The sequence below is a fragment of the Erwinia sp. genome, assembly GCF_049696395.1.
Classification (GTDB): Bacteria; Pseudomonadota; Gammaproteobacteria; order Enterobacterales; family Enterobacteriaceae; genus Erwinia.
The window spans coordinates 1-3,647 of record NZ_JBAVTT010000185.1 but is presented as its reverse complement, the minus strand read 5'-3'; the positions used below and the strand labels follow the sequence as shown (position 1 = coordinate 3,647).

Genomic DNA, 3,647 nt, shown 5'->3' with positions numbered 1-3,647 from the left:
GCGCTGGTGGTGTAGGATACTACCCAAGCAGTAACTTTGTGCATATTGATACCGGGCCGGCACGGCACTGGTAAGATGAAATTCCGGTAGGGCCATGGCTCGCCGGTAACGGAGTGTTATGGACTATCAAATTATCCCGGTGACGGCATTCGCGCAGAATTGCTCGCTAATCTGGTGCCCGACAACGCTTCAGGCTGCGGTGGTGGATCCCGGCGGTGACGCCGACACGATCAAAGCCCATGTGGCCGAAAAAGGCGTGACGGTAACGCAAATTCTGCTGACCCATGGTCATCTTGATCATGTTGGCGCGGCAGCTGAACTGGCTGCCTTTTATGCGGTGCCGGTTGTCGGTCCCCACAAGGCAGATGCTTTTTGGCTTGAAGGCTTACCTTCTCAGAGTCAGATGTTTGGCTTTCCCTATTGTGCACCTCTGACGCCAGACCGCTGGCTGGAAGAGGGGGAAACCGTGCAGCTGGGTAATATCAGCCTCGACATCCTCTTATGCCCTGGTCATACACCTGGCCATATCGTCTTCTTTGACCGCGCTTCACGCTTGCTGGTTTCTGGCGATGTGATCTTTAACGGTGGCGTAGGGCGTTCTGATTTCCCGCAGGGCAGCCATGCTGATTTAATCGCGTCGATTAAAACCAAGCTTCTCCCTTTGGGTGACGACGTGACTTTCCTGCCGGGGCATGGGCCTAAGTCTACGCTGGGCCGCGAAAGGATTTCCAATCCGTTCCTGCAGTAACTCAGCACGTTTATCGCGCCGGGTTTGCCGGGGAACAGAAACAAAAAAGCCTGCTTAAAAGCAGGCTTTTTTTATGCTCAGTCGCTGGCTTACAGCACGGCGACAATCGCTTCACAAAGCGGAGCCATATTATCTGGCGTCATTCCCGCTACGTTCACACGACCAGAGTTCACCGCATAAACGCCGAACTCTTCGCGCAGCCGCACAACCTGGTCTTTAGTCAGACCGCTGAATGAGAACATACCATTCTGGTTGATGATAAAGCTGAAATCACCTTTTGCCCCTTTCTCCTGCAGGGTATTCACAAACAGCTGACGCATACGGTGGATGCGCTGGCGCATGTCTGCCAGTTCCTGCTCCCAGATAGCACGCAGAGCGGCGTTACCGAGGATGGTGGCCACTATCGCCGCACCGTGTGCCGGAGGGTTAGAGTAGTTAGCGCGGATGGTGGCTTTAACCTGGCTGAAGGCTGTGTCAGCAACAGACGCTTCGCTGGCAACCAGAGTCAGTGCACCAACGCGTTCGTTATACAGGCCGAAGTTCTTTGAGTAAGAGCTGGCGACGATCAGTTCTTTGTGACTGGCAGCGAAAATACGCAGACCTTCAGCATCTTCTTCCAGACCACGGGCAAAGCCCTGATAGGCAAAATCGAACAGTGGCAGCCAGCCACCGGCCAGTGACAACTCAGAGAGTTGTGCCCACTGCTCAGCGGTAGGATCGATGCCGGTAGGATTATGGCAGCAGCCGTGGAACAGAACCACGTCGCCGGCGGCAACGTCACGCAGCGCATTCACCATGCCGTCAAAATCCAGTGAGTGACTGGCCGCGTCGTAATACTGATATTCGCACACTTCCAGACCGGCGGATTCGAAGACATTTTTATGGTTTGGCCAGCTCGGGTTGCTTACCCAGATGCGCTTAGCGCTGGTCTGAGTGGCAATAAAGTCTGCAGCCACACGCAGTGCACCGGTTCCACCTGGAGTCTGCGCAGTGCGGGCACGTTTGGTGCTCACAATGGCGTTGTCTTTGCCAAACAACAGCTCCTGCGTGCACTTGCCGAAATCGGCCAGTCCATCAATGCTGAGGTAGTTTTTGGTGGTTTCATTCTCAAGCAGATACTGCTCAGCTTTCTTCACGCTGGTCAGTACCGGAGTTTTGCCGGTTTCGTCTTTATAGACACCAATGCCCAGATTGATCGTATTTGGGCGATCGTCGGCACGGAAGAGATCGGCTAAACCAAGAATAGGGTCGGCGGGTGCAGCTGCAATGCGTTCAAACATAGTCGAAGTCCGTTAGCTTAATCTAAAGCGAAGTGAAGACTCAGGTTACGCCACAGCGCACAAATTGCCAACCGTTTGCTTTAAAAATCACAGGGAAGAGCTGGGAGAAGATCAATAGATGAGGGAAACGGGGCGGAGGAAACAAAAACGGGGCCGAAGCCCCGTTTTAGCGTTGCGCGGTGGTGAAGTGAATCACCCCGGCTGGCAATTAGAACTGGTAAACCAGACCCAATGCTACTGTGTCGCCAGAACCGATGCCCAGACGGTTGTCGTCATCGATTTGGTTGATGATGTAGTCAACATAGGTAGACATGTTTTTGTTGAAGTAGTAAGTCGCGCCCACTTCAAAGTACTTAACCAGGTCTACATCGCCAATGCCATCAACATCTTTCGCTTTAGACTGAACGTAAGCAATGGATGGACGCAGGCCGAAGTCGAACTGGTACTGAGCTACGAATTCAATCTGCTGAGTTTTGTTAGCAAAACCAACGTTGCCAGAAGTTACATTACCTACGCTGCTGTCTTCGATGTAAGTTGCGTTGCGTGTTTCGCTATACATTGCTGCCAGGTAAACATTGTTCGCATCGTACTTAACTGCACCAGCCCATTGCTCAGCACGGTCACCGCCGTTACCGAAGAAGGAGTTAACCTGACCGTTAGTACGGTCACCGGAGCCATAAGCACCAGAGAAGCCAATACCGATTGGAAGGGTGTAAGTTACAGACGCGGCATAGCCATCGCCATTAGCCTGCTGCACGCCACGGCCGGTAGCGCTGTCTTCATTTTTGCCTTGATACTGAGCAGCGAAGTCCAGGCCATCAACCAGACCGAAGAAGTTAGTGTTACGGTAGGTTGCGAAACCGTTGCCACGACCTACGAAGAAGTTATCAGTGTAAGTAGAGTCGCCGCCGAATTCTGGCAGCATATCTGTCCAACCCATGGTGTCATAAACGACGCCATAGTTACGACCGTAGTCGAAAGAACCCGCATCACCGAATTTTAAACCAGCAAAACCAAGACGGGTTTTGTTACCAGTCTGAGAATCGTCACCGCCTTCAGAGTGGTTAGCCTGGAAGTTATATTCCCACTGACCATAGCCAGTCATCATGTCGTTAATCTGGGTTTCACCTTTGAAGCCCAAACGAGCATAAGATTTGTCACCATCGCTGGCATAACCGTCGTTATCAGAGAAGTAGTGCAGACCAACAGCTTTACCATAGAGGTCCAGCTTGTTGCCGTCTTTGTTATAAACTTCTGCTGCATTGGCTGCACCAGCTACTAACAAGGCCGGGATAACCAGTGCCAGAATGTTGCGCTTCATCATTTTTTATTACCCTCATTGGAGTTATTTGAACACCTGCCACTGCCGTCAACAATTCTTTACAGAACCCCGAAGAGAGTTTGGTGTCTTCCTGTGTCTGCACGCATCTTTCCATTCGCTGAGCGGATTATCTAGCCCGAAAATGCTACTAATCTCTTATTCTGGTAACAGGAGGAAAATATGTATTACAAAATGTAAAAATCACGGAACTTTGTGAAGCATCTCTAAATTTACAAAAATAAAAAAAGGCCAGCTAGGCTGACCTTGAATATATATATGAATTTCTTATATTTAATGC

General features: G+C 51.0%; 4 protein-coding genes. 2 read left to right on the top strand and 2 right to left on the bottom strand.

Annotated features, from left to right (window positions below; all coding sequences use genetic code 11):
- Together WCC56_RS21285 and WCC56_RS21280 are read left to right on the top strand one after the other, a co-directional pair.
- The coding region (locus tag WCC56_RS21285; RefSeq protein ID WP_424694307.1) for a DUF882 domain-containing protein at window positions 1-74 on the top strand (74 nt) is incomplete at its 5' end.
- A 44-nt stretch (window positions 75-118) separates the two neighbouring features.
- Window positions 119-748 carry an MBL fold metallo-hydrolase gene (locus WCC56_RS21280; RefSeq protein WP_424694306.1) on the top strand — a complete coding sequence of 210 codons (630 nt, stop codon included), beginning with the start codon at window positions 119-121 and terminating at the stop codon, window positions 746-748.
- Between the two features lie 89 nt (window positions 749-837).
- Here WCC56_RS21280 and WCC56_RS21275 read toward each other — a convergent pair whose 3' ends face one another.
- Window positions 838-2,028: an amino acid aminotransferase gene (locus tag WCC56_RS21275; protein WP_424694305.1), complete on the bottom strand. Its 1,191-nt coding sequence runs from the start codon at window positions 2,026-2,028 to the stop codon at window positions 838-840.
- Window positions 2,029-2,236: 208 nt separating this feature from the next.
- Window positions 2,237-3,352, bottom strand: a complete 1,116-nt coding sequence (ompF, locus tag WCC56_RS21270; RefSeq protein ID WP_424694304.1) for a porin OmpF — start codon at window positions 3,350-3,352, stop codon at window positions 2,237-2,239.
- Window positions 3,353-3,647 lie beyond the last annotated feature (295 nt).

What these genes read in the sequence shown, in the direction of transcription:
- WCC56_RS21280 (WP_424694306.1), top strand. Translation starts at nt 119, where the DNA reads ATGGACTATCAAATTATCCCGGTGACGGCATTCGCGCAGAATTGCTCG.
- WCC56_RS21275 (WP_424694305.1), bottom strand. Translation starts at nt 2,028, where the DNA reads ATGTTTGAACGCATTGCAGCTGCACCCGCCGACCCTATTCTTGGTTTA.
- ompF (WP_424694304.1), bottom strand. Translation starts at nt 3,352, where the DNA reads ATGATGAAGCGCAACATTCTGGCACTGGTTATCCCGGCCTTGTTAGTA.